The organism is Streptomyces sp. HUAS 31 (genome assembly GCF_028198125.1).
GTDB lineage: Bacteria > Actinomycetota > Actinomycetes > Streptomycetales > Streptomycetaceae > Streptomyces > Streptomyces chartreusis.
The window spans coordinates 2,207,235-2,221,117 of record NZ_CP116353.1; the positions used below are offsets into that span (position 1 = coordinate 2,207,235).

Annotated in this window: 16 protein-coding genes; 5 read left to right on the forward strand and 11 right to left on the reverse strand. The window is 71.8% G+C overall.

All coding sequences use genetic code 11. The features are described 5' to 3' along the window. Complete coding sequence (locus PGH47_RS09670; protein WP_107907289.1) at positions 1–756, forward strand: SDR family oxidoreductase; 756 nt, start codon at positions 1–3, stop codon at positions 754–756. Between the two features lie 12 nt (positions 757–768). Here the strand turns inward: PGH47_RS09670 and amaP are convergent, their stop codons facing one another. From amaP to PGH47_RS09695, 5 genes are read right to left on the reverse strand one after another with little or no spacing between them, the layout of a single operon-like run. Further along, complete coding sequence (amaP, locus tag PGH47_RS09675) at positions 769–1,356, reverse strand: alkaline shock response membrane anchor protein AmaP (RefSeq protein ID WP_271663066.1); 588 nt, start codon at positions 1,354–1,356, stop codon at positions 769–771. Next, complete coding sequence (locus PGH47_RS09680) at positions 1,353–2,033, reverse strand: DUF6286 domain-containing protein (protein ID WP_271663067.1); 681 nt, start codon at positions 2,031–2,033, stop codon at positions 1,353–1,355. Before PGH47_RS09680 ends, amaP begins: the two co-directional genes overlap by 4 nt. Continuing rightward, positions 2,030–2,437, reverse strand: coding sequence for an Asp23/Gls24 family envelope stress response protein (locus PGH47_RS09685; protein WP_271663068.1), 408 nt, complete (start codon positions 2,435–2,437; stop codon positions 2,030–2,032). The genes PGH47_RS09680 and PGH47_RS09685 overlap by 4 nt, the downstream gene beginning before the upstream one ends. Beyond that, entirely contained in the window at positions 2,434–2,625 is a 192-nt protein-coding gene (locus PGH47_RS09690) for a hypothetical protein (protein ID WP_271663069.1), read from the reverse strand. Before PGH47_RS09690 ends, PGH47_RS09685 begins: the two co-directional genes overlap by 4 nt. Positions 2,626–2,670: 45 nt before the next feature. Continuing rightward, a complete protein-coding gene (locus tag PGH47_RS09695; protein WP_271663070.1) occupies positions 2,671–3,147 on the reverse strand; it encodes an Asp23/Gls24 family envelope stress response protein in 477 nt (158 codons plus the stop codon). 88 nt (positions 3,148–3,235) lie between these two features. Here PGH47_RS09695 and PGH47_RS09700 point away from each other — a divergent pair, with 88 nt between their 5' ends. Continuing rightward, a complete protein-coding gene (locus tag PGH47_RS09700) occupies positions 3,236–3,958 on the forward strand; it encodes a nucleopolyhedrovirus P10 family protein (protein WP_271663071.1) in 723 nt (240 codons plus the stop codon). Positions 3,959–3,969: 11 nt separating this feature from the next. Here the strand turns inward: PGH47_RS09700 and PGH47_RS09705 are convergent, their stop codons facing one another. The 3 genes from PGH47_RS09705 to PGH47_RS09715 all read right to left on the reverse strand — a co-directional run bounded on the left by PGH47_RS09705 (position 3,970) and on the right by PGH47_RS09715 (position 7,061). Further along, a complete protein-coding gene (locus PGH47_RS09705) occupies positions 3,970–4,773 on the reverse strand; it encodes an enoyl-CoA hydratase/isomerase family protein (RefSeq protein WP_271663072.1) in 804 nt (267 codons plus the stop codon). A 132-nt stretch (positions 4,774–4,905) separates the two neighbouring features. Next, positions 4,906–5,127: a helix-turn-helix domain-containing protein gene (locus PGH47_RS09710; protein WP_004002281.1), complete on the reverse strand. Its 222-nt coding sequence runs from the start codon at positions 5,125–5,127 to the stop codon at positions 4,906–4,908. Between the two features lie 335 nt (positions 5,128–5,462). Further along, the gene (locus tag PGH47_RS09715) at positions 5,463–7,061 is read right to left on the reverse strand and encodes an ABC-F family ATP-binding cassette domain-containing protein (RefSeq protein ID WP_030956529.1); all 1,599 of its coding nucleotides are present in this window, start codon (positions 7,059–7,061) and stop codon (positions 5,463–5,465) included. A 256-nt stretch (positions 7,062–7,317) separates the two neighbouring features. On the opposite strand from PGH47_RS09715, the gene PGH47_RS09720 reads away from it, so the two are divergent. After that, positions 7,318–7,728: a VOC family protein gene (locus PGH47_RS09720; RefSeq protein ID WP_271663073.1), complete on the forward strand. Its 411-nt coding sequence runs from the start codon at positions 7,318–7,320 to the stop codon at positions 7,726–7,728. Between the two features lie 12 nt (positions 7,729–7,740). Here PGH47_RS09720 and PGH47_RS09725 read toward each other — a convergent pair whose 3' ends face one another. The 3 genes from PGH47_RS09725 to PGH47_RS09735 form a co-directional block, all read right to left on the reverse strand. Further along, the gene (locus PGH47_RS09725) at positions 7,741–9,144 is read right to left on the reverse strand and encodes a hypothetical protein (protein WP_271663074.1); all 1,404 of its coding nucleotides are present in this window, start codon (positions 9,142–9,144) and stop codon (positions 7,741–7,743) included. Between the two features lie 218 nt (positions 9,145–9,362). Next, positions 9,363–10,478 carry an alpha/beta hydrolase gene (locus PGH47_RS09730; RefSeq protein ID WP_271663075.1) on the reverse strand — a complete coding sequence of 372 codons (1,116 nt, stop codon included), beginning with the start codon at positions 10,476–10,478 and terminating at the stop codon, positions 9,363–9,365. A 295-nt stretch (positions 10,479–10,773) separates the two neighbouring features. Then, positions 10,774–11,502: a class II aldolase/adducin family protein gene (locus tag PGH47_RS09735; protein WP_271663076.1), complete on the reverse strand. Its 729-nt coding sequence runs from the start codon at positions 11,500–11,502 to the stop codon at positions 10,774–10,776. A gap of 205 nt (positions 11,503–11,707) precedes the next feature. Here PGH47_RS09735 and PGH47_RS09740 point away from each other — a divergent pair, with 205 nt between their 5' ends. Further along, complete coding sequence (locus tag PGH47_RS09740; protein ID WP_271663077.1) at positions 11,708–12,481, forward strand: lysozyme; 774 nt, start codon at positions 11,708–11,710, stop codon at positions 12,479–12,481. A gap of 153 nt (positions 12,482–12,634) precedes the next feature. Continuing rightward, on the forward strand, positions 12,635–13,870 hold the full coding sequence (locus tag PGH47_RS09745; protein WP_271663078.1) for an inorganic phosphate transporter: 1,236 nt from the start codon (positions 12,635–12,637) through the stop codon (positions 13,868–13,870). Positions 13,871–13,883: the final 13 nt, after the last annotated feature.

A 13,883-nucleotide genomic window follows, 5' to 3' on the forward strand; every position in this document is an offset into this window, starting at 1 on the left:
ATGGATCTTGGACTGAAGGACCGGGTGTACGTCGTCACGGGGGCCACCCGTGGACTGGGCAACGCGGCGGCGCGTGAGCTGGTCGCCGACGGGGCGAAGGTCGTGGTGACCGGCCGGGACGAGAAGCGGGTCGCCGACGCGGCGGCCGAACTGGGGCCGAACGCGGTCGGGATCGCCGTCGACAACGCCGAGCCGGACGCCTCGGCCCGGCTCGTCGCCGCCGCACGCGACACCTTCGGCGGGTTCGACGGCATCCTCGTGAGCGTCGGCGGGCCGCCGGCCGGGTTCCTCGCGGACAACACGGACGAGCAGTGGCAGTCGGCGTTCGAGTCGGTGTTCCTCGGCGCTGTGCGGCTCGCCAGGACGGCGGCGGCGGAGCTCGACGAGGGCGGGGTCATCGGGTTCGTGCTGTCGGGGTCGGTGCACGAGCCGATTCCGGGGCTGACCATTTCGAACGGGCTGCGGCCGGGGCTCGCCGGTTTCGCCAAGTCGCTCGCGGACGAGCTGGGCCCGCGCGGGATCCGGGTGGTCGGGTTGCTGCCGGCCCGCATCGACACGGACCGGGTGCGCGAGCTGGACGGGATGTCGGCGGACCCGGAGGCCACCAGGGCCGCGAACGAGGCACGGATTCCCCTGCGGAGGTACGGCAACCCGGAGGAGTTCGGGCGCGCGGCGGCGTTCCTGCTGTCGCCGGCCGCGTCCTATCTGACCGGGATCATGCTGCCGGTGGACGGCGGCATGCGACACGGGTTCTGAGCGCCCACTGCGTCAACTGACCCTCTCGGCACCGTGTTTGACGCCCTTCAGGCGGACCTCCGCCGGCAGTGACGCCAGGCCCGCCGAGTTACGGGCGTGGGCGAGGGCCTGGTCGGTGAGGTCGTTCAACGCCGTCCCCGGGTTCACATGCGGTGCCAGCAGCAGCCGCACCCGGGTCTGCGGGGTGCTGCGCCTGCCCGTCAGGTGCACCTGGGCGCGTTGGACGCCCTCCTGGCCGGCCGCCTCGTTCGCCAGCACGCTCTCCAGGGCGCGGCCCCGCAGCAGTGCGCCCTCGCCGTCCCCGGTGTCCACCAGGACCTCCGCCAGGCGGCGTCGGCGCAGGTTCGCGGTCAGCCACCACAGGGCGAGCAGCATCAGGACGACCAGTACGGCGATGACCGTCGGCCACCACCAGGTATCCTCGCGCCAGCGCGTGCGCTCGGCGTCGCTGAGCAGCACGTCGTGGCGGTCGTCGTGGATCCACCAGGACGGCGCCGGGGCGCCCAGTCCCACGGCGAGCACCGAGCCTCCGAGCACGAGCAGCACCAGTCCGACGAACCCGATCAGCACCCGGTTGACCACCCTGAGCACGACCCTCACCCCTTCCGTCCGAGCCGGCGTACATGAACCGAGAGCGACGGCGGGCGGGACAGCCCGAGGCCCCTGATCGCGTCGGCGAGCGTGGCGTCCAGGTCGGCGCGTACGTCGTCGAGGTCGCGGAAGTGCGAGACCGCGCGGACGTCGGCCTTGGCGCGGCGCATCCGCACCCGTACCGACTGGACGCCGGAGATCTCCATGGCCCGGTCGCGCAGGACGAGGGCGGCCAGGTCGCGGTGGAGGCCGGCGCGTACGTCGGTGTGGGTGCGCCGCATCGGCAGCACCCGGCGCAGTCCGGGCGTGGCGGCCAGGACGAGCAGCCACAGTCCGAGGGCGGCGGCGACGCCCGCGCCGACCAGCACCCAGATGTCGTCGAGGGGGCGCTCGGCGAGCTGGTGGGCCAGTTCCCGGCGCCAGCGCATGGGCGGCCGCTCGGCGCGCACCGAGGCGATGTCGTACAGGAAGACGCCCGCGAGGAACAGCAGCACGAGCGCCGTGATCGCGGCCGGGACCCGGCGGGCCGACCAGAACCGGCGCTCCCGGCCGCCGTCGCCCTCGATCACGGGCGGGGGTTCGTAGTCCGCCGCCGACGCCGACTGGTCGAGAGGCTCGGGACCGGCTTCCTTCTGAAGGACCGGCAGTGGCTGTGTGGTGCCCTCGGACCCCTGGGACTCGCTCATCGCGTCCTCCCCTGTGCCGCGCCCTGTCCGGGCGCCGGGTGCAGCCGCTCCACGTGCACGGCGACCTCCGGCACCTCCATGCCCACCAACGCGCCTACCCGCTCCACGACCCGCCGACGCACGGCCGCGCACCGGGAGCCGATGTCGGTGGGGTAGTCGAGCTCGACGTGGACGCGGACCCGGGCGGCGTCGGCGATGGTCCCCTGCGCGGCCTGGGGGCGGATGACGACATGGGCGTAGGCCCGGGCGGCGTCCTTGGGCAGTCGTCCGACGGCCTCGCGTGCCGCCTGGGAGGCGATCTTCGTGACGACGCGGTCGGCGATCCGGGTCGCCCCGCGCTCACCGGCCGGGACGACGGCCGACGGTCCGCCGGCCGGCGCGGCCTCGGCGCTCACCGTCGTCACCGCCGTTCGCGCCGGATGTCACGCCGGCGGAAGAAGTCGCCGAGTTCGTAGTCACCCTCCGCGAACCGGCCGACGATGAATCCGACGGCACCCAGTGCCGCCACCAGCAGGAAGGCGCCGAACCCGCCGAAGTACCCGGCGAAGCCCAGCGCCATGCCGGCGATCATGCCGACCACGGCCATGCTCATGGTGCCCTCCGATCGATTGCCGCCGGCGCTTCCCTACGTCCCCTGTCACTGGATCCGGGGCTGCTCCGGCTCTTCTTCCTCTTCCTCGGGAAGCTTCACATCACTCACCGCGATATTGACCTCGACCACTTCAAGGCCCGTCATCCGCTCGACGGCGGCGACGACGTTCTCCCGAACGGCACGCGCCACGTCGGCGATCGAGACGCCGTAGTCGACGACGATCTCCAGGTCGAGCGCGGTCTGCACCTCGCCGACCTCGGCCTTGACGCCCCGGGTCACGGACTTCGACGTGCCGGGCACCCGCTCCTTCACGGCGCCGAAGGTGCGGCTGATCCCGCTGCCCATCGCATAGACGCCGACCACGTCCCGCGCGGCCATTCCGGCGATCTTCTCCACGACGCCGTCGGCGATGGTGGTCCGCCCTCGGCCGGCCGGGTCGCCGCCGCCGCGCTTGGTGGTCCTGCGCGACGACGCCACCGTCTCCTCAGGGTTCTGCGTCCGGTTCTGCTCCGTGTCGGTCATCGCCGTACGTCCCTTCGGTCTGTCGTTCCTTCGACCACCGTAAGTGCGGTTGCGCCACTGCGCTCCAGGGATGGGGCAGGCTGGAGGAATGACGACGCCAGACAGGTGGACGCAGGCAGTCCGACACCAGGTGGGGCTCGGCAGGCTGCTGCCGCTCGGGGGCGCGCACGACGGCGCCTGGATCTCCGAGCAGGCGGCCGAGGCGGTGCTGCGGCGCGCGGCCGGGGACATGCGCGGGGCGCGTCCGGGCGCGCTGCGGATCGCGCTCTGCGACCCGGAGGACACCCAGGACCCCGCCGTACCGGCACCGCCGAGCGCCCTCCCGCCGGGCCCGCTGCGGGTGACGGCCGACTTCGCGGCGACGGCGGCCGAGCCGCTGCCGGCGACGGCGGACCGGCTGCGCGCGCTGCTGACGACTGCGGCGACGGAACGCCTGGGGTTGAACGTGACGGAGGTGGACCTACGGGTGACGGCCCTACTCGACGAGGACGCCGAGCCGGATTCCGTACGTCCGCCGGAACCGGCGCAAGCCGCAGGGCCCGCGGACCCCGACGAGGAACGCGTCACGGCCGCGGCCCTGGCGGTCCCGGGAGTGGATCGACTGACCGCCGCTCTGGGCGGGTTGGGGCGTGCGGTGCACATCGAGCAGCGGCAGGGCACGGCCGCCCTGCCGCACCGCCATGTGCGGGTGGAGATCGCTGTGGACGGGGACCACCGGGCCCTGGACGTGGCCCGGGAGGTCCGCGAAAGGGTGCGGGCTGCACTGAGCGACCGTCCGACGGTGGCCGTGCTGGTGACAGCCGTCGGCTGACCGCCCGCGGCTCACTCGCCGAGGCCGGCCAGATCCCGCAGCCGTCGTGCCTGCGCGGCCCGCTCGGCACCGCGCTGCTCGTCGTACGTGCGGTCCACGGCACCACGGATCAGCGCCTTGGTCTCGATGACCGCGTCACGCGGCGCGGCGACGATCGCCCCCGCCAGGTCCCGTGCGGCGTCGTCGAGCTGGTCGACGGGCACCGCGAGGTTGGCGAGGCCGCTGCTCACGGCCTCCTCGGCCAGCACGAAGCGCCCCGTCACGCAGATCTCCAGCGCGCGGCCGTAGCCGACCAGCCCGACGAGCGGATGCGTGCCCGTCAGGTCCGGAACCAGCCCGAGGCTGGTCTCGCGCATGGCGAACTGCACGTCGTCGGCGACGACGCGCACGTCACAGGCGAGCGCGAGCTGGAAGCCCGCCCCGATGGCGTAGCCCTGCACAGCGGCGATGGACACGATGTCGTTGCGCCGCCACCAGGTGAAGCCCTCCTGGAACTCGGCGATGGCAGCGTCGAGTTCGCCGTCGCTGCTGCGCGCGAGTTCCACGAAGGAAGGCTCGCCCTCGATCCCCTCGGGGGTGAACATCTGCCGGTCGAGTCCGGCGGAGAAGGCCTGGCCCTCCCCGCGCAGCACCACGACCCGCACGTTGCCCGGCAGGACCTGCCCGGCCTCCGCGAGCGTCCGCCACATGGCGGGGCTCTGCGCATTGCGTTTGGCCGGGTTCGTCAGGGTCACCGTGGCGATCGCGCCGTCGACGGTGAGCCGTACGCCGTTCTTGTCGAGCAGGGGAGCGAGTTCCTGGTCGGGCGAAGCCATGCGGGTGCCTCCGATGCGTGCGGTCAGCCAGGGATGCCGGAGAGGCACCCACTAAGTGACTGCACAGTAACCACCCGGCCAGTCAGCGGACCGACCGGGTGGCCACCATCGAAGCCGATGGGCCGCCCGGGCTCAGGACGATGCGGCCTTCTTGCCCCGCGTCGCCCCGCCACGCCCACGGAGCGTGACGCCCGATTCGCTGAGCATCCGGTGAACGAAGCCATACGAGCGACCGGTTTCCTCGGCCAGCGCCCGAATGCTCGCACCGGAGTCGTACTTCTTCTTCAGGTCTGCCGCGAGCTTGTCGCGCGCGGCGCCGGTTACCCGGCTGCCCTTCTTCAGAGTCTCGGCCACCCGTGCCTCCTCATGGGAAGTGCGCTCTGGTCTCCTCATGATCACCCCTCCGGGCCTTCATGGCCACCCATTCGGCAAGGTCCGTGAGACATGGTTGTGACGACAGGAGCACATCCCCACATGCGGAATCTCGAATTCCGACGCGTTCCGTCCGTACGCCCGAACGGGTTCTTTAACGAAGGCCCAGGTCAGGGCAGCACGACGGCCGAGCCCTTGTCGATAAAGGACTCGGCCGCGAATTCGATGTAACACACACCTCGGTACGAGGAGATCTCACACAGATGATGGATCACCGATGGGCCGAATGATCCATAGCCTGTTGATCACGTATTCGATCAAGCGAGAGCGACGAGATCCGCGTAATCGGCGCCCCACAGGTCCTCGACGCCGTCCGGCAGCAGAATGATCCGCTCCGGCTGTAGCGCCTCGACGGCACCCTCGTCATGGGTCACGAGGACGACGGCGCCCTTGTAGGTGCGCAGCGCCCCGAGGATCTCCTCGCGGCTGGCGGGGTCGAGGTTGTTGGTCGGCTCGTCGAGCAGCAGGACGTTCGCCGACGACACCACGAGGGTGGCGAGGGCGAGACGGGTCTTCTCACCGCCGGAGAGGACGCCGGCGGGCTTGTCGACGTCGTCGCCGGAGAACAGGAACGAACCGAGCACCTTGCGGACCTCGACGAGGTCCAGGTCGGGGGCGGACGAGCGCATGTTCTCCAGGACCGAGCGCTCCGGGTCGAGGGTCTCGTGCTCCTGGGCGTAGTAGCCGATCTTGAGGCCGTGGCCGGGGATCACGGCTCCGGTGTCCGGCTGCTCGGCACCGGCGAGGAGCCGGAGCAGGGTGGTCTTGCCGGCGCCGTTGAGGCCGAGGATGACGACCCGGGACCCCTTGTCGATGGCCAGGTCGACGTCGGTGAAGATCTCCAGTGAGCCGTAGGACTTCGACAGACCCTCGGCGGTCAGCGGGGTCTTGCCGCAGGGCGCCGGCTCCGGGAAGCGGAGCTTGGCGACCTTGTCGGAGACGCGTGCCGCTTCGAGCCCGGCGAGCAGCCGGTCGGCACGCTTGGCCATGTTCTGCGCGGCGACCGTCTTGGTGGCCTTGGCGCGCATCTTGTCGGCCTGCGAGTGCAGTGCGGCCGCCTTCTTCTCGGCGTTCTGCCGCTCGCGCTTGCGGCGCTTCTCGTCGGCCTCGCGCTGCTGCTGGTAGAGCTTCCAGCCCATGTTGTAGACGTCGATCTGGGCGCGGTTGGCGTCCAGGTAGAACACCTTGTTCACGACCGTCTCGACCAGGTCGACGTCGTGGGAGATCACGATGAAGCCGCCGCGGTAGGTCTTGAGGTAGTCGCGCAGCCAGACGATCGAGTCGGCGTCGAGGTGGTTGGTCGGCTCGTCGAGCAGCAGGGTGTCCGCGTCCGAGAACAGGATCCGGGCGAGCTCGATACGGCGGCGCTGACCGCCGGAGAGGGTGTGCAGCGGCTGGCCGAGCACCCGGTCGGGCAGGTTCAGCGCGGCGGCGATGGTGGCGGCCTCGGCCTCGGCGGCGTAACCGCCCTTGGTGAGGAACTCCGTCTCCTGGCGCTCGTACTGCCTGAGGGCCTTCTCGCGGGTGGCACCCTGACCGTTGGCGATGCGCTGTTCGTTGTCGCGCATCTTGCGGATCAGTACGTCGAGGCCGCGCGCGGAGAGGATGCGGTCGCGGGCGAGGACGTCGAGGTCGCCGGTGCGGGGGTCCTGCGGGAGGTAGCCGACCTCGCCGGAGCGGGTGATGTTGCCGCCGGCGGGGATGCCTTCGCCCGCGAGGCACTTGGTGAGGGTGGTCTTGCCGGCGCCGTTGCGGCCGACCAGGCCGATTCGGTCGCCCTTGGCGACGCGGAAGGTCGCGGACTCGATGAGGACGCGCGCACCGGCGCGCAGCTCGATACCGGAGGCGGAGATCACGGACAGACTCCAGGCGGGGGTAGGTGGCGGGATGGGCGGCTGAGGACGTTCCCGCCGTCTAATGCGCGAGGAGAATGGCCATGAGGCCAGTCTAACGGGGCCGTGCAACCACTTTTTCTGGGATCGGGTGTTCGGGCGCCCCGCCGTGACGTACGGCACTCAGGGGGATGTGGAGCCGGTTCGCGGGCCGTTGTCAGTGGCCGCTGCGAGACTGGGCGCATCCATCACAGGTGGGGATCACAAAGGGGTGATCGGCATGGCAGGCGACGGTGAGGGACGTCCGAGCGTCTATCCGACGCTGCGGTACGCGGACGCGAAGGCGGCGATCGAGCAGCTCACGGAGGCCTTCGGGTTCACGGAGCTCGCGGTGTACGAGGGCGAGGACGGCAAGGTGGCGCACGCCGAGCTGGCGCAGGGCAACGGCGCGCTGATGCTCGGCTCGAAGGGCACCGGCAGCGCCTTCGACAAGGCGATGCGGGACGGCACGACCGGGGTGTACGTCGTGGTGGACGACGTCGACGCACACCACCGGCGGGCCGTGGAGCACGGCGCGGAGATCCTGATGCCCCCGACGGACCAGGACTACGGCTCCCGGGACTACATGGCCCGGGACATCGAGGGCAATGTGTGGAGCTTCGGCACCTACGCCCCCGAGATCAAGGGCTGACGCCGGCCCGGCTCAGCTCCCCCCGGTGTGCACCTGGAAGGCGGCACGGCGCACGGCCTTCGCGAGGGCGGGGTCGGGGTGCGCGGCGGCGAGCGCGACCAGGACCTGGACGGTGCGGGGGTGGCCGACGGCACGCACCTCGTCCAGGAGCGCCGGGACGGTCGGCTGGAGCGCGGACTCCAGGTGCCGGACGAGCATCGGGGCCTCGCCGTGGTCGGTGACGGCGGCGGCGGTGTCGACCCACAGCCAGGTCGCCTCTTCCCGGGTGAGCACCTCGTGGGCGTCCTCGGGGTCGACGCCGTCGTGCTCGGCGAGCCACAGCAGTGCGTACGGCCGCAGGGCGGGCTCGTCGACGACACCGCGTACGTCGGGCTCGGCGGGGGCGCCGACGACGCGCAGTGCCTCGAAGGCGAGGCCGCGCAGGAGGGCGTCGTCGCCGCGGGCGGCGACCAGGAGCTCGGTGACGGCGCTGCCGACGGGGCGGGCGGCGAGCCAGGCGCGGTACTCGTCACGGGCGGCGTTCGGGCGTAGCTGGGCGCAGCCGCGCAGCATGTCCTCGGCGGCCTGCTCGATGTTCCCGGCGGGGCTCTGGGCGGCGACGCAGATCTGCTCCAGCTTGACCCACACGGCCCAGCTGCCGAGAGGGGTCAGCGTGGCCTGCCCGTCACCGCAGGTGAGGGCGCCGACGGAGGTGAGGGCGTGCAGGGCCCAGTCCAGGAGCGGAGCAAGCGGCGTGTCGTCGACGGGAACCGGGACGGCGACCGGCTCGGGCCGCGGCCCGTAGGGGATCTCGCAGCGCTCGGTGCGCAGTTCGGTGACGCGCTGCTCCAGCAGGTCCAGGAGCTGCTCCACGGGGACGGGCCCGGCGGACAGCTGGAGGAAGGAGAGCACCTGGGGCAGGCCGGAGACGACGTCGGCGACGGCGCCGTGCTCGAAGTGTTCGGGTTCCGGGTGGGCGAGCGACCAGGCGTCGAAAAGGGCCACCCAGCCGCGCAGTACGGCGCTGTCGTCGCGGTCCCAGGCGCGCAGCCGCCAGCCGGGGCGGGCGCTGTCGCCGTGGACCTCGACGAGACCGGCGAGCCGCGCGGTGTCCCAGTCGGCGCGCACCTGAGCCACGGTCAGACCCAGGTCGGCGGCCGCCCGTTCGGCGGTCGCGTCGGAGAGGGTGCCTCTGCCGTCGGAGTGGGTGCCGCCGCGGCCGGGGCGCAGCGCGGTGTCGGCCCAGTGGGCGACGCGGGCGGCGGCGGCCAGCCCCGAGCGAGCCATTCTGGCCAGCTCGGACCGGGCCGGCGTGCCCTCCGGGGGGCGTGGTGCGGGACGGCGTGGGCGCCGCTGGTTCACGGCTCGGGGGGCGGCGGCCAGGGGTCGCGGGCGGACGAGTCGAAGCCTGGAGTCGCGCGGGATACGGGACGTCACGGGTGCAGTCTTCCGGTTGACGGTCCGAAAACCCAAACGGAATGTCACGAGGGGCGACGGGGATGGCCAACGCACGGGGTCCGGCGAGCGGCCCAGGGCCGATAACAGGCCAGTGGTACGCCCTTAAACGGAACCTGCGGGACCGGTGCGGGCGGGGCAGACGGAAGCAGCACCGCCAAGACACCGGCAGGCCCCGCAGGCCATGCCCACGGCAGCCGTCACATGAGGGGTGTCACGAACCGGCGCAGAGACTCCTCGTAGGACTCGGGGTCGGCGTTCCACATGGCCGCGTGGGGGGCCCGGTCGACCCTCTGGAGGGTCACCAGGTTGGGGTGGGCGTCGGCCAGGCGGCGGGACAGGGCCCAGGGCGCCACCCGGTCGTCGGGACCGTGGAAGACCAGGGTCGGGACGGTCAGGGGGGCGCGGACCTGGCCGTCGGCGTTCATGCCGGTGCGGCCCTGTGCGGCGCGGACGGCGAGCGGCAGCAGCGCGCTGGGCGTGTGGCGGGCCGTGGCGAGGGCGCGCAGGGTGGTCTCCCAGCTCAGGACCGGTGAGTCCAGGACGAGGCCGGAGACCCGGTCGCGCAGTCCCGAGTGGGCGGCGGCCCGCAGCGCCATGGTCGCGCCGGTGGACCAGCCGAGCAGGACGAGTTGCTTGGCGCCGTACCGCACGGCGTACCGCATCGCCGCGTCCAGGTCCCGCCACTCGGTCTCGCCGAGGTGGTTCAGGCCGTCGGGCGGGCGGGGTGCGCCGAGGTCGCCGCGGTAGGCGAGGGCGAGGACCGGGAAGTGGCGGCCGTTGAGGAACCGCATGACGTTCATGGCCTGTTCGCGTGTCGTGCCGAGGCCGTGCACGGCGATGACCCAGGTGTCGCGCGCGGCGGGCACGAACCAGGCGGGCAGGGAGCCGAGTTCGCCGGGGATGTCGACGTCGGCGTGGTCGAGGTCGAGGGCGGCGCTCGGGTTGCCGACGTAGACGTTCGGGGTGAGCCAGACGTTGTCGCCGGGCTGGAGGGTGCCGTGCGTGACGCGTTCGAGTCGGCGTACGACGGTGTCGGCGGAGTGCTTCGCAGCGGCGAGGACGGGGCCGACGACCGCGTGCGAGCCGTCGCCGGACAGGCCGTAGGTGCCGGGGCGCAGGGTGGCGAGGTCGCGGGTGAGCGCGATCTGGCCGGCGGCCGTGGCGTGCACGGTGAGACGGGGTTCGGTGGGCAGGGGCCTGCCGGGCTGCGCCGTCAGCGCGGCGCCACTGGCGAACCGCCCGGCGGCGACGCTCGCGGCGCCGGCGGCCAGAGCCACGGTGACGGCAGCGGCCGTCGCTTTGACAGTGCGCACCCATCCAGTGTCCGGGCGGACGGCCTCAGCGGCCAGTGGAAGGACGCCCCGCCTCGGGGTGCCGGGCTTCGCAGTCCGGCGGCTGCGGGCCCGTGGGGGCCGGTCGCGCAGTTCCCCGCGCCCCTGAAAGAAGGGCGTTGCAGTGGGCCTGCGCCAAGACATGACCGCGGACGTCACAACCGTTGCGCAGTTCCCCGCGCCCCTAAGGCGTTCCAGTCGCCCACGTCCCCGACCCACCACACACCCGCAGGCGCTACACGCACCCCCACCGAGGCCGCACAGGCCGCCGCAGGCGTCACCGCTGCCCGTACCCCCGCAACCGCTCCCCCACCTCCGCCACCTGCCCCTCCGACAGCAGCGTCGGAGCCAGCCCCGGAACCGACGACGCCGTCAGCCAGACGCGGCACATCCATTCCAGCTGGGCCGTCCGGTCGTACGCCTGGTCCAGGTTCGTGCCGTACGCGATCGTGCCGTGGTTCTGAAGGAGACAGGCGGTGCGGTCGGTGAGCGCACGGAGCATGTTCTCGGCCAACTCCGGCGTGCCGTACGTCGCATATGGGGCGACCCGAACCGGCCCCCCGAGCGCCGCGGCCATGTAGTGGATCAGCGGAAGCTCCGGCACCAGCGTCGAGACCGCCGTCGCATGGACCGCGTGGGTGTGGACGACGGCACCGGCGTCCGTGGCGCGATAGATCGCCAGGTGCATCGGCAGCTCACTGGTCGGCACGAGCGACCCGAGCACCCGGTCCCCGGCCAGATCGACCCCCGTCACATCGTCCGGCGACAGCCGGTCGTACGGCACTCCCGATGGCGTGACCAGCACCGTGTCCCCGACCCGCACCGAGACATTGCCGGACGTGCCCACGACGAGCCCCTCGGAGACGGTCCGCCGTGCCGTCGCCACGAGGGCCTCCCAGGCCTCCACCTCCTCAGGGCGCGTGCTCCTGCCCCACGCCTCCCCCACTTCCTGTGCGCCCTCCCGCGCGTCCCGCCCGCCCCGCTGATCCCGCCGCTCCTCAACCATGCGGCGATCCTGCCAGCCACCACGTCGACACGGCGTCAAGTACCGCCGGGGCGGCGCACTTTAAGGGGGAAGCCCGGCCTCCGACAGGGCGCACAGGCCGATACACCACCCCGCTCCCGCCTTGGCCTGAGATCGATCGGATTTCAACGATCTTCCAGTAGCCTCTGGGAGATTTGTCGCACACGTCGCCATTCCGGGGGGAAATATGGCTCGTGATCACAAACCGTCCGGCCGCCGTTCTCGCCTCGCTCAACGCACCCGCCACTCCCGCCTCCTGGCGATATCCGTGGCGGCCCTCACCCTCAGCGGAACCGCCCTCGCCGAGATCCCGGCGGCGGCCGCGAGCAAGCCCAAGGGCCACGACGTCTCGTCCCACCAGAAGGACGTCGACTGGCAAAGCTCCAAGGCGAAGGGCGCGAGGTTCGTCTACGTCAAGGCGACCGAGTCCCACACCTACCGCAACCCCTACTTCGGCCGGCAGTACAGCGGCTCACGCGACGCCGGCCTGGTCCGCGGCGCGTACCATTTCGCACTGCCGAACAAGTCCTCGGGCAAAACCCAGGCCGCCTTCTTCGTACGCAACGGCGGCGCCTGGCGGTCGGACGGCTGGACCCTGCCGCCCGCCCTGGACATCGAGTACAACCCGTACGGCAGGCAGAAGTGCTACGGACTGAGCAAGGCGAGGATGGTCGCCTGGATCCAGTCCTTCAGCAACGAGGTGAAGCGGCTGACCGGCCGCCGCCCGGTGATCTACACCACGACCCACTGGTGGAACACCTGCACCGGCACCAGCCGCGCCTTCGCCTCGAACCACGCTCTGTGGATAGCCCGCTACAATTCGTCGACGGCCGGTTCGATGCCGGCCGGATGGCAGTTCTGGACCTTCTGGCAGTACGACAACGCCGGCGGCCTGCCGGGTGACCAGAATCTCTTCAACGGGTCCATGACCCAGCTGAGGAAGTTCGCCCGGGGCCAGTAGCCCCGCAGCGTCCGGGCCGCGCGTCGACCGCCCTCGCCGAGGTTGCCTCATCCGGCCCTCCCGGACACTGTGCGGCCCACCCCAGTTCACCTTGCGTTCACCCAGGTTACCTACGTTCGTCCAGCCAATGACCTCGAACGATTGCCTGGGTAAATGGAAAACTTCTCGCTGATCCTCGCGATTGTGGTGGTAACCGCACTCGCGTTCGATTTCACGAACGGTTTCCACGACACCGCCAACGCGATGGCCACCACCATCTCGACCGGTGCGCTCAAGCCCAAGGTCGCGGTGGCCATGTCCGCCGTGCTGAACCTTGTCGGCGCCTTCCTCTCCGTGGAGGTCGCCAACACGATCTCCAAAGGTCTCGTCGACGAGACCGGCATCCGTCCCGAGGTCATCTTCGCCGCGTTGGTCGGCGCGATCCTCTGGAATCTGCTCACCTGGCTGGTGGGCCTGCCCTCCAGTTCCTCGCACGCCCTGATGGGCGGTCTGATCGGCGCCACCATCGCCTCGGCCGGCGTCGGCGCGGTCCACGGCGACGCGCTCGTCACCAAGGTGCTGATCCCGGCGATCGCCGCCCCGCTGGTCGCGGGCATCGCCGCGTTCCTGGGCACCCGCCTGACCTACAGCCTCGGCAAGAAGGCCGACGGCCAGGCCGCCGCCAAGGGCTACCGGACCGGCCAGATAGCCTCCGCCGGCCTGGTCTCCCTCGCGCACGGCACCAACGACGCGCAGAAGACGATGGGCATCATCACCCTCGCCCTGGTCGCCGGCGGCGTCGTCGCCCCCGACTCGGACCCGCCCATGTGGGTCATCCTCTCCGCGGGTCTGGCCATCGCTCTCGGCACCTACCTCGGCGGCTGGCGCATCATCCGCACCATGGGCAAGGGCCTGACCGACCTTCAGCCGCAGCAGGGCTTCGCCGCCCAGACCAGCGCGGCCACCGTCATCCTGGCCTCCTCCCACCTCGGCTTCTCCCTCTCCACCACGCACTCCGTCTCCGGCTCGGTGATGGGCGCCGGCCTCGGCCGCAAGGGCGGCGTCGTCCGCTGGTCCACGGCCACCCGGATGTTCGTCGCCTGGGGCCTGACCCTGCCGGCCGCCGCCCTGGTCGGCGCGCTCGCGGAGTACGTCACGGGCTTCGGCACCTGGGGCACGGCCGTCGTCGCCGTCTTCCTGGTCGCCTCCAGCGCCGCGATCTGGAAGATCTCCCGCCGCGAGGTCGTCGACCACACCAACGTCAACGACAGCGACGAGGCGCCCGGCGTGGTCACCACCGCCATCGCCGCCGTCACCCCGCCCCCGGCGGGCACGCCGGCCGAGGACCTCTCGGCCACGATTCCGGCCCCGTCGTCCTCCGAGCCCGCGTCCTCGCAGGCCACCGTCTGACCGCCCCGTAATC